This window comes from Microbacterium sp. A94, assembly GCF_051842855.1.
In the GTDB taxonomy this organism is placed as follows: domain Bacteria; phylum Actinomycetota; class Actinomycetes; order Actinomycetales; family Microbacteriaceae; genus Microbacterium.
Genome location: NZ_JBPXMU010000007.1, coordinates 68517 through 81163 on the forward strand (window position 1 = coordinate 68517; position 12647 = coordinate 81163).

Consider the following 12647-nt stretch of genomic DNA (forward strand, 5'->3'; position numbering starts at 1 on the left):
TCAGCCCTGTGTCGGGATCGCCCCGGTGATGGTCGGCAGCAGATCAGCGACCGAGTCGACGATCTCATCCGGCCGGAACGGGTACTTCTCGATCTCGGCCTGATCGCTGATGCCGGTCAGCACGAGCACCGTGTGCAGGCCTGCCTCGATGCCGGCGACGATGTCGGTGTCCATGCGGTCGCCGATCATGCCGGTCTTCTTCGAGTGGGCGCCGATCTTGTTCAGCGCCGAGCGGAACATCATCGGATTCGGCTTGCCGACGACATATGGCTCGCGTCCGGTGGCCTTGGTGATGAGTGCCGCGACAGCACCGGTCGCGGGCAGCGGGCCCTCGGCGCTGGGGCCGGTGGCATCCGGGTTGGTGATGATGAAGCGCGCGCCCTTGTTGATGAGGCGAATCGCCCGCGTGATCGCTTCGAAGGAATAGGTGCGGGTCTCACCGACGACCACGAAGTCGGGATTGGTCTCGGTCATCACGAACCCGGCGTCATGCAGGGCTGTGAGGATGCCGGCCTCGCCGATGACGAACGCAGAGCCGCCGGGAACCTGCTGCTTCAGGAAGTCCGCCGTCGCCAGCGCCGAAGTCCAGATGCGCTCCTCCGGAACGTGCAGCCCGCTGGAGCGCAGCCGCGCGGAGAGGTCGCGTGCGGTGAAGATCGAGTTGTTCGTCAGCACCAGGTACGGGATGCCGGCTGCCTCCCACCCGGCGAGCATCTCGGATGCCCCGGGGATGGCGTCGTTCTCATGGACGAGCACGCCGTCCATGTCGGTGAGCCAGCATTCGATGTCGTCGCGATGTGCCATGTGCTCAGCCTATTGGTTGGTGCCTCGCCCGTCGGAGCATGTTGCGCCCGTCGGAGGTTCTGGTCGAATTCCTCCGACGGGCGCAACAGTCTCCGACAGGTGTAACAGTCAGTGGATGAACACGTCGCCGCTGGCGCGCACGGTGATGTCGCTGATGTTCACGCCCCAGGGCTGATTGATGACATAGACGACGTTCTCGGCGAGATCCTCGGGGGTGAGTGCCCAGTACTCGATGCTGTCGGAATCAGTCTGTTCCGCCGGCAACTCGCCCTTGATGAACTTCTCGGTGCTGTCGGCGTAGTCCTGAGTGTTCTGGCCGGCGAGCCCGGAGATGGCCGTCTCGTTCACGACAGCGCTGGCGAGGTTGGTGCCCGGAACGCCGGTGGGCTTGAGCGTCGTCACCTTGATCTTGCCGTGCGACTCGATGCGCAGCGAGTCGGAGATGATCTTCACCGCAGCCTTGGTCGCACTGTAGACGCCTGATCCCGGCATTCCTGCGTTGCCGTAGATCGAGGAGATGTTGACCACTTGGCCGCGTCCCTGCTCCATCATCTGGTCGTACACGGCGGTGATGCCGTTCACGACGCCCTTGATGTTGATGTCGATCGCCTTGTCCCAGGCCTTCGAAGCTTTCTTGTGATCAGACCAGAAAGCCAGCGGCATGATGCCGGCGTTGTTGAGCATGACGTCGATGCGACCGAACTTCTCGACCGCGAAGGATGCCACAGCATCCATCTGCTCCTTGTTAGTCACATCCGCAACGATGTACTCGGCGCTCTGCCTCTTGGCCTGAATCTCGCTGACGACGGACTTCAGGTTCTCCTCATTGATGTCAGAGGCGATGACGTGTGCTCCGAGTCCCGCGGTCATTCCGGCGACAAGCTTCCCAAAACCGCTGCCGGCACCGGTGATGATGATGACTCGGCCATCGACGTGATTCGTCATTTTCCAACCTCCAGATAAGTATGCGTACGTATATAAATACGCTGGAGGGCAGAGAAATATTCCCGATGGGGAATGGGAGCGGATGCTACGCGCTCAGCCAGACGATATCGGCGGTGCCTTCTGCCAACACGACTGCGCGCCCGTCGAGCTCAATGCCACCCGCGGTCACGCGCACGTGAGAGGCCACGGACAGGCCAAGATTCTCCAATGAACGAAGCAACTCCGGATCCGTGTCGGAAACCCGCAGCACGCGGCCTTCATGACCGACCGGCGCCTCCGCGAGTAGCACGAATGGGCAGCGCTCGACGTGGCCGGTGGCATCCGGAATCGCATCGCCGTGCGGGTCGAACCGTGGTCGGCCGAGCCGAGTATCGATGCCCTCCAGCAGGCGGTCGCTGATGGTGTGCTCGAGCACTTCGGCCTCATCGTGGACTTCATCCCAGGCGTAGCCGAACTCCTGCACGAGCCATGTCTCGATCAGGCGGTGGCGGCGCACCATGCCGAGGGCCCGCTGGGTGCCAGCATCCGTCAACCGCACGGCACCGTAGGGCACATGCGAGACGAGGCCGGCGGCGGCGAGCTTCTTCACCATCTCGGTAACGCTTGACGGCGCGATGCCGAGCTTCGCAGCCAGCGCGGACGGCGTGATGGGCGCATCCTGCCATTCGGTGTGCGCGTACACCGTTTTCAGGTAGTCGTCTGCTGCCGGGGATGCCACGGTTCCAGACTACGCTGACACAGTGACCGAGACTCCTGAACGCACCACCCACGGCCTCGGACCCTGGGTAGGCGACTGGCCGGAGGGCGAGCAGTACGACCCGGAGCTGCTCGAGAACGGCGACACTCGCAATGTCATCGACCGGTACCGCTACTGGCGGATGGAGGCGATCGTCGCCGACCTCGACACCCATCGGCATCCGTTCCATGTCGCCATCGAGAACTGGCAGCACGACATGAACATCGGGTCGATCGTGCGCAGTGCCAATGCGTTCCTCGCCGACACCGTGCACATCATCGGCCGCCGTCGCTGGAACAAGCGCGGTGCCATGGTCACCGACCGCTATCAGCACGTCGTGCACCATGAAGATGTCGCCGCGTTCGCCGCGTGGGCTGCGGGCGAGGGCATCCCGATCATCGCGGTCGACAACGTCGATGGTGCGGTTCCGGTGGACAAAGCCGATCTTCCTCAGCGCTGCGTTCTGCTGTTCGGTCAGGAGGGCCCTGGGCTCACCGAAGAGGCGATCGCCGCGGCATCCGGACACATCGAGATCACCCAGTACGGGTCGACCAGATCGATCAACGCGAGCGCGGCCGGAGCCGTGATCATGTACGAGTGGTGCCGCCGCTACGCGAGCTGAGTCGCGTGGTCATGCCGCCGCACCCAGCCACTTGCCCGTCTTCACACGCCAGCCCAACGTTGCCAACCGGGCGAGCAGGTAGACGCCGAAGAAGGCCACCGCGAGCCAGATGAGCCCAGCGGCGCCGCCGACCCCGATCATCGCGATGAGTAGGAGCGCTGGCAAGAACGGGATGAGGTTCAGACCACCGGCGATGGCCAGGTAACGCACGTCTCCGGACCCCATCAGCACGCCGTCGAGGACGAACACGATGCCGGCGACCGGTTGTGCGAGGGCGAGCACGATCAAGGCCGGTTGGATGAGGGATGCCAGAGCCGGATCACCCGTGAACGCGAGGCCGATCACTCCGGACAGCATCCCGATGAGAAGCCCGACGGCGACTCCGAACCAGGCGCCCCACGCGACGGTGCGCGCAAGCACCTGCCGGACGCCGGCCATGTCGCCGGCGCCGAGTCCCTTGCCGATCAGTGCCTGCGCGGCGATGGCCAGGGCATCCAGAGCAAAAGCGGCAGCCGAGAAGATCGTGAACACGACCTGCCAACCGGCGAGCTCATCGGTGCCGATTCCGGTGGCCACGCCGACCGTCAGCAGCAGCGCCGCCCGCAGACTGACCGTGCGCAGGAACAGCCAACCGCCCGAGCGGGCAGAGCCCCGCACCCCCTCGCGTTGTGGGCGCACCGACGCTTCGTGTTTGCGTGCGAGGCGTCCGACCACCACGACGTAGGCGGCGACCATGCCCCACTGAGCGGTGACGGTGCCGACGGCGGATCCGGCGATGCCCCAGCCGAAACCGTAGATGAACAGGAAGTTGAGCAGCGCGTTCGCGCCGAAGCCAGCACCGGCGATCCACAGCGGGGTCATGGTGTCCTGCATTCCGCGCAGAAGCCCGGTCGCGGCGAACACGATCAGCATCGCGGGCAATCCCCAGACGCTGATCACGAGATACGTGTCGGCCTGCTCGGCGACCTCGGCGGATGCCCCGAACAACGACACCAGCCATGGCGACGACATCGCACCCACCGCGGCCAGCACGGCGCCCAGCCCCAGCGCCAGCCAGAGGCCGTCGATGCCGACCGAGACGGCATCCTTGTGCTCGCCTGCGCCGAAGCGTCGCGCGACAGCGGGGGTCGTCGAGTACGCCAGGAACACCATCAGCCCGACGATGGTCTGCAGTACCGCGCTGGCGATGCCGAGACCGGCCAGCGGAACGACACCGAGGTGGCCGACGAGCGCGGCATCCACCATCAGGAAAGCGGGCTCGGCGACCAACGCACCGAGCGCGGGGACCGCGAGCCGCAGAATCTCTCGGTTCAGGGTCACCCCGCGCGCACTCACAGTCCGAGCCTACGGGCAATGCCTCCGCCATCGAGAACACTTAGATCGCCGTTCCCGGCGCTGGTTGAGGGCGGTTTGCGCGTTCTCGATCAGAAGCGCGCGCGGGACGGCACCGACATAGGGTGGAGGCATGACAGATGTTCTCCCCGCAGGTCTTGCAACTGAAGAATTCAGCTCCGATGTCCGTCCGCAAGACGACCTCTACCGGTACGTCAATGGCGCATGGATCGATCGCACCGAGATCCCGGGGGACAAAGCCCGCTGGGGATCCTTCCACCTGCTCGCCGAGCAGGCAGAAGCCGACGTGCGAACGATTATCGAAGAGTCGCAGACAGCTGAAGTCGGCACCCTCGAGCGCAAGATCGGGGACCTGTTCGCCAGCTTCATGGACACCGAGCGCATCAACACCGATGGGATCACCCCGCTCGCCGAAACGTTTGCCGAGATCGATCGGATCGACAGCATCCCCGCTCTCCTCGCCGCCTGCGGCGCGTATGAGCGTGACGGTCGTGCGCACCTGATCGGGCTGTACGTCGACGGTGACCCCGGCAACCCCGAGCGCTATTTGCCCATCCTTGTGCAGTCTGCGCTCTCGCTGCCGGATGAGAGCTACTACCGCCTCGACAACTTCGCAGACACCCGCGCCGCCTACCGTGCGCATCTCGAGCGTCTGCTCGCGCTCGCCGAGGTTGCAGATGCCGCTGGCACCGCCGAACGCGCATTCGCGCTGGAGACCGAGATCGCCGGTCACCACTGGGACAACGTCGCCAGTCGCGATGCTGTCGCCACGTACAACCTCAAGAGCTGGGATGAGTTGCAGGCCCTTGCCGGTGTCGACCTCACGCCGTGGCGCGATGCTGTTGCGCCCGCTCAAGGCGCCAGCGGATTCGCTGAGACGGTCGTCGCCCAGCCCAGCGCCCTGGAAGGTCTCGGCACACTGCTGAGCGCCGAGCGGCTGGATGACTGGAAGGCGTGGCTGCGCGCGCAGGTCGTGCACGCAGCGGCGCCGTACCTGACCGACGACATGGTGCAGGAGAACTTCTCCTTCTACGGCACGGAACTCACCGGTGTGCCGACGATCCGTGAGCGCTGGAAGCGGGGCGTCTCCGTCACCGAGGGCGCCCTCGGCGAGGCGATCGGCAAGGTCTACGTCGAACGGCATTACCCGTCCACGGCGAAAGCGGCGATGGATGAGCTCGTCGCCAACCTCACCGAGGCGTACCGGCAGAGCATCACCACGCTGGAGTGGATGAGTCCCGACACTCGCGAGCGTGCGCTGGCCAAGCTCGACGCCTTCACGCCGAAGATCGGTCACCCCGAGGTGTGGCGCGACTACTCGACGCTCGAGATCGACGCGGCCGATCTGTTCGGCAACATCCGTCGGGCGTACATTTTCGAGCACGACCGCAACGTCGACAAGGTGGGTAAGCCGATCGACCGTGCCGAGTGGCACATGCCGCCGCAGATGGTCAACGCCTACTACAACCCGTCGATGAACGAGATCGTGTTCCCAGCGGCGATCCTGCAGTACCCGTTCTTCGATGTCTCGCGTGATGCCGCCGCCAACTACGGGGGCATCGGCGCGGTCATCGGCCACGAGATCGGACATGGCTTCGACGATCAGGGCAGCCGTTATGACGGCACGGGCAAGCTCGAGGACTGGTGGACGGATGCTGACCGCACCGCGTTCGAGCAGCGGACCAAGGCCCTGATCGCACAGTACGACGCCCTGGTCCCGGAAGGGCTGGCAGCGGAGCACCACGTCAACGGCGCTCTCACGATCGGTGAGAACATCGGTGATCTGGGCGGTCTGGGTATCGCCCTGAAGGCCTATGAGCTGTCGCTCGAGGGTGCCGAGGCTCCGGTCATCGACGGACTTACCGGTGTGCAGCGCCTGCTGCTGAGCTGGGCGCAGGTGTGGCAGCAGAAGAGTCGGGATGCTGAGACGATCCGATTGCTCACGATCGACCCGCACTCGCCGAACGAGTTCCGCTGCAACCAGATCGTGCGCAACATCGATGCCTTCTACGAAGCGTTCGACGTCACCGAGGCCGATGCGGCGTACCTGCCGAGTGAGCAGCGGGTGACAATCTGGTGATTGTTACCGAAATCGCGTGACGCGGGCTCGGGGCGGGGGTTACGATGGCGGTGCCGCTGGGGAGCGCTCCCGTAGAGGCACTCCCGAAGAAGTGATCGTCCTGGGAAGGACTACGCGTGGGCACTCCCCCCGAGCCCGTTGAAGAGACATCGCAGCCAACGCTGCGCCGATCTCGTGGCACCACCCGGCGTTTGCCGCGCCGTGCGGCGATCGGCAAGCGCACGTTCACGTCCACGATGCGCGCTCTCGAGCAGTTAGCGGATGCCGGAGCCCGGGTCTCCGTGCACGTCAGCGACCTCGACAATGGCGGCGAAGTGCTCGCCGGGGATGACCACGTGACGCTACCGATGGGTGGGGTCGGTGTCGTCCCGCTGCTGATCGAGGTCGCCGCGGGATTCGAATCGGGAGCACTCGATCCACTGGAGATCATTGATCGGAACTCGGTTGAGGCGGTGGCAGGTTCCGGACTGTGGCGAAACCTTCGAGCACCGGCGCTGCCGCTCTCCGACCTGGCCGTGCTGACCGCTGCAACCGGAGACCCGCTCGCGGCGAACATCCTGCTGCGCCGGGTCGGGCATCACCGCGTGCTCGCACGCCTGGATTCGCTCGGCCTGGAGCGCACCACAGTGCTCGATCAGTTCCGAGACGAACGCGGCCCGGATGACGCGCCGCATGTCGCAGTCGGCACGACGCGGGAGCTGGCCGCGCTCTTCTCAGCCCTGGTGAACGCTCAGGCGGTCGATGCCGCGGTCAGCTCGCAGGTCGCCGAGTGGTTGAGTCTGAACCACGACCTCACTTTGATCGCCGCGTCGACGGGCCTGGACCCCTTCGCGCATGAGCACGACCGGCACGGGCTGCTGTTCATCAACAAGACCGGCCGCGAGAGCGGAGTCAGGGCCGAGGCCGGGGTACTGGCCGGGCCTCGCGCCGGCATCGCCTACGCCATGATCGTGTGCTTCGACGACCTCTCCATCGCCCACCGGCTGCGCGCGCACGATGCGTTCCGGATTCTGGGGTTGGAGCTCATGGAGTACACCCACTGAGCTGGCCCCCGTGAGGCCCGGTTTCGGTCCCGTTCGGCCCGTTCCGCCCGCTTTCAGTACAGATGCAGACTGATCGTACGGATGCAGGGGATTCCTCGGCGTTTCGCCCTGCATCCGTGCTTCGGCCCTGCAGGTGTGCCGGGCCGAAGCGCGCCGGGCCGAAGAGCGCGGGCCGGGGCGCAGGGCCACGTCTCAGACGCGCACGCGCCGGGCGCCCTCGCCGAGCGATTCCAGCTTCGCCCAGGCGATGTCGGCGTGCACGCGTCCGCCCAGCCCGCAGTCGGTTGAGGCGATGACGCGCTCGGGGCCGACGATCTGCGCGAATCGTTCGATGCGCTGGGCGACCAGGTCAGGGTGCTCCACGACATTGGTGGCGTGGCCGACGACGCCCGGGATCAGGACGAGATCGTCCGGCAGGGCAGCATCCCGCCATGCGGTCCACTCGTGTTCATGTCTCACGTTCGCGGCCTCGAATGAGACCGATCCGACATTCGCCTTGAGGATCGCCGGCAGAATCTTGCCGACCTCGACGTCGGTGACGTGCGGACCGTGCCACGAGCCCCAACACAGGTGCAGGCGCAGCAGCTCCTTCGGCAGTCCTTCGATCGCGTAGTTGAGCGCCTCGATGCTCTTCGCGGTGAACGCGAGGTAGTCCTCGATGCTGGGCTCGGGATTGATCTGGTCCCAGTTCTCAGCGAGCGAGGGGTCATCGAGTTGAACGATGAGTCCGGCGTCGGTGATCGCTTTGTACTCCTCACGCAGAGCCTCGGCCCACGCCCACAGGTGCGCATCATGGTCGGAGTAGTGCTCATTCCACACCCGCGCGGCAGAGCCCGGTGCGATGGAGGTCAGAAAGCCCTGCTCGCCCTCAGCGAGTGACGCCTTCAGGTGGCGGATGTCGGCGGCGACAGCATCCTGTCCGCGATAGGCGAGCGGGCCGGTGGTGGTCGGGAACTCGGTTGCCGGCTTGCCCGCGAAGGCGCCCGAATGCGGGTCACTGTAGACAGCGGGGAACAGGTGGCGGTCGCGACGGTCGGCGAAGCTGGTCAGCTCGATACTCCCGGGGGTGGATACCGCGGTGGGTTGCGTGAACAGGTTGTTCTCGGTGAGGGAGAGGCCACTCACGCGCTGGAACGAGTAGCTCCACCATGCTCCGTAATCGACAGCGTTCGACATCGCCTTACCGAACTCGCCGTCGCCGATCTGGGTGATGCCGGCGGCACGCTGACGCGCGACGACATCGGTCACGGCATCCGAGACCAGAGCTTCGAACTCGGGTGTGGACTCGAGCGTGAAACCATCCTCGGCCACGGTGCGGGCGGCATTCGCGGCGATAAGGGCTTCGGTGCGGGGCAGGCTTCCGGCGGTGGTGGTAGCGATCGTGCTCATGTTCGTGATGCTATCCAGCGCCGCCGGCACCGACCGATTCGCATGACGAACCGTGACAGGTCAGAACGGTCCGAACCGACGCTGCGGGTCCAGTGCTTCGACGACGGGCTCGAGCGCATCTGCCAGCGCGGTCAGCGCGTCGGGATCGAGGCGATCGAGCACGAGCTCGTGCACCGTCTCGAAGTGTTTAGGCGTCGCGAGCACCAGCTGTCGGCGTCCCCGCTTCGTGATCGTCAGCAGCACCGCACGTCGGTCTTCGGGGTTCTCCTCGCGCCCGACCAGCCCGCGGCGCTGCAATCTGCTGACGACTTTCGATGCGCGGGGGAGCGTCGCATTCGTCGCGGCGGCCAGATCACTCAACCGCATCGCTCCGCTGCGCTGCAGTGCGCTGAGCAGGATGAACTCGTAATGCGTGAGATCGGCATCGCGCTGAAGCTGGGCATCGAGAGCTGCGGGCAGCAGCTCGGCCGTCGAGATGAGCGCGAGCCAGGCGCGGGACTGCTGCGCGGTCATGCGGGTGGGGGGGACGGACATGGATCCATTCTGTCCGGAATAGTTGCCCAGGCAAGCACGCCGGCGCGGTGCGCGCGGCATGCGTACGATCGACGCATGGACGATTGGACACCGCACCGCCGCGACGATGGCGAGCTGCTCGGCTGGATCCACCCCGAAGGCGACGACTGGGTCGCCGTCGACGTGCTCGGCCGCCCCGTCTCGGGGGCCATGGAGTGGCTGGACGCCGAGGCCGCCCTGGAAGCGCACGGACTTGCCTGGCTCGCTGATCCGTGGATGCTGGAGGGGGAGGCCGAACGTCCGCTCCGTGTGCGCATGGTCGAGGTCACCCCGGACGGTGATGGTACGCCTGGCCGTATCGTCGTGAAAATCGATGACTACGGAGACATGTCCGGGTATGCGCAGCAGCACGTATTACCGTGGCCGTTGCCGGACCGGCTACGGCCACCGCGGGCTGGCGACCCGGACGGCTTCACCTTCTGATCGGCGGCGTCCGAGCCAGTGGTCGGTCAGCTCGGCAGCGACGGTCGCGGTTCGATCGAGCGGTTCTTCGGGATGAGCAGCGACAGCACCAGGGCGATGATCCCGGCGACGATCGCGAGCCAGAAGCAGACGTTGAAGGCTTCCCGCGTGGGGATCGCGACGCCGTCGACCTCGACGCTCATCGCAGCCAGCACCCCGCCCATGACAGCGGAGGCGCTGGAGGTGCCGACCGAACGGAACAGGGCGTTGAGGCCGTTCGAGGCTCCCGTCTCATTAGCCGGCACCGAACGCATGATGATCATCGGCATGGCAGCGAAGGTGAACCCGATTCCGACGCCGATGATCGCATTGGCGATGAGGATGTGCATCCACTCGCTCGACCAGACCAGCACGAATACGTAGGCGATGACGATCGCGGCCGCGCCGGCGGTGAACAGCGGTCGCGGTCCGATCGTCCGCTCGAGCCAGCCGGACAGCGGTGAGATCACCATCATGACCAGGCCTGCGGGCATGATGATGAACGCGGCGGTGACCATGTCGAGCCCGAAGCCTGAGCCCGTCTCCACCGGCAGCTCGAGCATCTGCGGGAACGTGACGTTGGACGAGAAGAGCGCGAAGCCCATCCCGATCGCGGCGATGTTCGTCAAGAGCACAGCGGGACGAGCGGCAACCCGCAGATCCAGCAGTGGGTCCTTCGTTCGTAGCTGATACCAGCCCCACAGCAAGAGAACGGCGACACCGCCGATGACGAGGCTCAGCCCGATGGGTGAGGTCCAGCCCCACTCGGCCCCGCGCGATACGTACAGCAGCAGGCCCGTGAGGCCTGCGGCAAGGCCCAGGGCGCCGAGAATATCCAGGCGTCCGGGCGCGAGCAGAACGTCCTCGGGGACGAAGAAGAAGATCAGCACCAGCCCGATCACACCGAGCCCGGCCGCGAGCCAGAACAGCGAGTGCCAGTCGGCATTGAGTGCCAGGTATGCGGCCAGGGGCATCCCGAGTGCACCACCGACACCCATCGTCGCGCTCATCAGCGCGACGGCGGTGCCCAGGTGATTCATGGGCAGGATGTCGCGCATGATGGCGATGCCCAACGGAATGACACCGGTGACAGCGCCCTGCAGCGCGCGGCCGATGATGACGCCGACGATCGACGTCGACAGAGCCGCGATCACGGAGCCGATGATCAGCAGCACCAGCAGGACGAACACGACGCGGCGCTTGCCGTACATGTCGCCGAGACGCCCGGAGATCGGCGTGGCGATGGCGGCGACGAGCAGGGTGATCGTGACGACCCAGGTGGTGTCTTCGCGTGATGCGTTCAGTAGATGCGGCAGCTCGGCCTGCAGCGGCACGACGAGCGTGAACATGAACGCCGAAACCAGGCCGGCGAAAGCGAGCGCGGCAACCGTCAGAGCGCGATTCGGGGAGCGGGAGAGTCGCTTTCTCGCTCGCTCATCACCGTCTCGCATCATCTCAGGCTATCGGTGTCCGAAGCGGCGGCGGTCCGTGGCGCTGCAATCAGCTGATCAGTCCTGGCGCAGATTCGGTGGAGCGGTGGATGCGCGCAGGATGAGGGTCGGCTCCACGCGCGGCACTTCCCCCTGAGGTTCGGTGCCTTCGATCTCGGCGATGACACGGCGGGCCGCTGCCGCGCCCACCTCTTCGAAAGGCTGGCGCACCGTGGTGAGGGCAGGGGCCGCATAAGCGGCCAGCGCGATGTCGTCGACACTCACGATCGAGACGTCCTCTGGCACGCGGCGGCCGGCCTCGTGGAGTGCGCGGATGACACCAAATGCCATCTCATCGCTGCTGACGAACACCGCGGTCGCGCCCGGGATCGCCGCGATCGTGCGTCCGGCGCGGTAGCCGGATTCGCTGGTCCAGTCCGCGGGGATCACGGGCGGGGGCTCAATGCCGTGGCTGCGCAGCACCTGCTCCCACGTCTCGCGGCGCTGGACGCTTTCGGTCCAGTACTCGTCGCCGGAGATGTGCCAGACGGTTTCATGACCGAGCTCCAGCAGATGCTCGACGGCCAGCCGGGCGACCTCGGTCTGATCGACGGCGAACGCGGCGTCTTCTTCGGGGGAGACGCGCACGTTGTGGGTCGATGGGGTGCGCTGTGTTCGCGCTCGCATTCCGGCATGATCGAGCGACACCGGAACGCCGAGGATGATGCCTTCTGCTCCCTGGCGCTCGAGGCGATCGAAGGCCGCGAGAATCTCTTCGATGGGGGCGTGATCCGACACGGATGCTGTGCTGACAGTGAAGTCGTTCTCGGCTGCGACGCGCTCGATCCCGACGCCGAGGGCGGCTGTGGAGTAGCGGTTCGTGCTCAGCACGATCACGCCGAGGACGCGGGTACGGCCGGATGCGAGTGAGGCGGCCGCCGCATGTACACGGTAGCCGAGTTCCTCCACGGCATTGAGAACTTTTCGTGCCGTGTCAGGGCGAACATTGCTCTGTCCCGACATGACGCGTGAAACGGTCTGCGCGGAGACGCCGGCGACACGGGCGACATCGTTCTGATTGGGAGCGCGATCAGCGGGATCCCGGCGGGGTGACATGCCCCCCATGCTAGTGATCGCGGGGCTCGAAGGCGAGGCGTTCCTTGGTCATTAGTGCAATAATGTGAACGCAAACAGTTTTTGTCATGCCAGACTGCGCAGTGACGCCTCTCGG

The 12647-nt window shown here is 65.8% G+C and carries 12 protein-coding genes; 4 read left to right on the top strand and 8 right to left on the bottom strand.

The features are described 5' to 3' along the window. The 3 genes from ACSU1L_RS15760 to ACSU1L_RS15770 all read right to left on the bottom strand — a co-directional run bounded on the left by ACSU1L_RS15760 (nucleotide 1) and on the right by ACSU1L_RS15770 (nucleotide 2467). Complete coding sequence (locus tag ACSU1L_RS15760) at nucleotides 1–804, bottom strand: HAD-IIA family hydrolase (RefSeq protein WP_438252754.1); 804 nt, start codon at nucleotides 802–804, stop codon at nucleotides 1–3. Nucleotides 805–912: 108 nt separating this feature from the next. Then, on the bottom strand, nucleotides 913–1749 hold the full coding sequence (locus ACSU1L_RS15765; RefSeq protein WP_439256431.1) for an SDR family oxidoreductase: 837 nt from the start codon (nucleotides 1747–1749) through the stop codon (nucleotides 913–915). A gap of 85 nt (nucleotides 1750–1834) precedes the next feature. After that, nucleotides 1835–2467 (bottom strand): metal-dependent transcriptional regulator, encoded by a 633-nt coding sequence (locus ACSU1L_RS15770; protein WP_438252756.1) that lies wholly within the window; start codon nucleotides 2465–2467, stop codon nucleotides 1835–1837. A gap of 22 nt (nucleotides 2468–2489) precedes the next feature. Between ACSU1L_RS15770 and ACSU1L_RS15775 the strand changes: the two genes are divergently transcribed. Then, complete coding sequence (locus ACSU1L_RS15775; RefSeq protein ID WP_438252757.1) at nucleotides 2490–3107, top strand: TrmH family RNA methyltransferase; 618 nt, start codon at nucleotides 2490–2492, stop codon at nucleotides 3105–3107. Nucleotides 3108–3116: 9 nt separating this feature from the next. On the opposite strand, the gene ACSU1L_RS15780 is transcribed toward ACSU1L_RS15775, so the two are convergent. Further along, entirely contained in the window at nucleotides 3117–4442 is a 1326-nt protein-coding gene (locus ACSU1L_RS15780; RefSeq protein ID WP_439256432.1) for an MATE family efflux transporter, read from the bottom strand. A gap of 130 nt (nucleotides 4443–4572) precedes the next feature. Here ACSU1L_RS15780 and ACSU1L_RS15785 point away from each other — a divergent pair, with 130 nt between their 5' ends. After that, a complete protein-coding gene (locus tag ACSU1L_RS15785) occupies nucleotides 4573–6540 on the top strand; it encodes a M13 family metallopeptidase (protein WP_439256433.1) in 1968 nt (655 codons plus the stop codon). Between the two features lie 116 nt (nucleotides 6541–6656). Next, on the top strand, nucleotides 6657–7583 hold the full coding sequence (locus tag ACSU1L_RS15790) for a serine hydrolase (protein ID WP_439256434.1): 927 nt from the start codon (nucleotides 6657–6659) through the stop codon (nucleotides 7581–7583). Nucleotides 7584–7775: 192 nt separating this feature from the next. Here the strand turns inward: ACSU1L_RS15790 and ACSU1L_RS15795 are convergent, their stop codons facing one another. Together ACSU1L_RS15795 and ACSU1L_RS15800 are read right to left on the bottom strand one after the other, a co-directional pair. Then, complete coding sequence (locus ACSU1L_RS15795; RefSeq protein ID WP_439256435.1) at nucleotides 7776–8972, bottom strand: cobalamin-independent methionine synthase II family protein; 1197 nt, start codon at nucleotides 8970–8972, stop codon at nucleotides 7776–7778. A 60-nt stretch (nucleotides 8973–9032) separates the two neighbouring features. Continuing rightward, the gene (locus ACSU1L_RS15800) at nucleotides 9033–9506 is read right to left on the bottom strand and encodes a MarR family winged helix-turn-helix transcriptional regulator (protein WP_439256436.1); all 474 of its coding nucleotides are present in this window, start codon (nucleotides 9504–9506) and stop codon (nucleotides 9033–9035) included. A 75-nt stretch (nucleotides 9507–9581) separates the two neighbouring features. On the opposite strand from ACSU1L_RS15800, the gene ACSU1L_RS15805 reads away from it, so the two are divergent. Then, nucleotides 9582–9968 carry a hypothetical protein gene (locus ACSU1L_RS15805; RefSeq protein ID WP_439256437.1) on the top strand — a complete coding sequence of 129 codons (387 nt, stop codon included), beginning with the start codon at nucleotides 9582–9584 and terminating at the stop codon, nucleotides 9966–9968. 26 nt (nucleotides 9969–9994) lie between these two features. Here the strand turns inward: ACSU1L_RS15805 and ACSU1L_RS15810 are convergent, their stop codons facing one another. Both ACSU1L_RS15810 and ACSU1L_RS15815 read right to left on the bottom strand, forming a co-directional pair. After that, nucleotides 9995–11437, bottom strand: coding sequence for an MFS transporter (locus ACSU1L_RS15810; protein WP_439256438.1), 1443 nt, complete (start codon nucleotides 11435–11437; stop codon nucleotides 9995–9997). 57 nt (nucleotides 11438–11494) lie between these two features. Beyond that, entirely contained in the window at nucleotides 11495–12532 is a 1038-nt protein-coding gene (locus tag ACSU1L_RS15815) for a LacI family DNA-binding transcriptional regulator (protein ID WP_438252765.1), read from the bottom strand. Between the last annotated feature and the right edge of the window lie 115 nt (nucleotides 12533–12647).

Coding starts and splice junctions, on each gene's coding strand:
- ACSU1L_RS15760 (WP_438252754.1), bottom strand. CDS start 804: ATGGCACATCGCGACGACATCGAATGCTGGCTCACCGACATGGACGGC.
- ACSU1L_RS15765 (WP_439256431.1), bottom strand. CDS start 1,749: ATGACGAATCACGTCGATGGCCGAGTCATCATCATCACCGGTGCCGGC.
- ACSU1L_RS15785 (WP_439256433.1), top strand. CDS start 4,573: ATGACAGATGTTCTCCCCGCAGGTCTTGCAACTGAAGAATTCAGCTCC.
- ACSU1L_RS15795 (WP_439256435.1), bottom strand. CDS start 8,972: ATGAGCACGATCGCTACCACCACCGCCGGAAGCCTGCCCCGCACCGAA.
- ACSU1L_RS15800 (WP_439256436.1), bottom strand. CDS start 9,506: ATGTCCGTCCCCCCCACCCGCATGACCGCGCAGCAGTCCCGCGCCTGG.
- ACSU1L_RS15805 (WP_439256437.1), top strand. CDS start 9,582: ATGGACGATTGGACACCGCACCGCCGCGACGATGGCGAGCTGCTCGGC.
- ACSU1L_RS15810 (WP_439256438.1), bottom strand. CDS start 11,437: ATGCGAGACGGTGATGAGCGAGCGAGAAAGCGACTCTCCCGCTCCCCG.
- ACSU1L_RS15815 (WP_438252765.1), bottom strand. CDS start 12,532: ATGTCACCCCGCCGGGATCCCGCTGATCGCGCTCCCAATCAGAACGAT.